Raw genomic sequence first — 225 nt, forward strand, 5'->3', positions numbered from 1 at the left:
CATATCCTTTTGTTGGATCGTTTGGATCTTTCGGTTTCAATGGATCTGTTGGACTACCTGGATCTACCGGCACATATCCATCAACATTTGGAACTGGCGGATTATCACTTGGGTCTTCTGGTGTTTCATCATACGGTACTGGTTCAATTGGATTACCTGTATTCGGATCTGTCGGATTTAATGGATCATTTGGGTTAGTCGGATCCGTTGGATCTGCAGGAATAT

General features: G+C 43.1%; 1 pseudogene. It reads right to left on the reverse strand.

From position 1 onward, the window contains the following. Positions 1-225: pseudogene (locus TP70_RS12485) on the reverse strand (hypothetical protein); the annotation flags it as partial.

Source organism: Staphylococcus microti, assembly GCF_000934465.1.
GTDB classification, from domain to species: Bacteria; Bacillota; Bacilli; order Staphylococcales; family Staphylococcaceae; genus Staphylococcus; species Staphylococcus microti.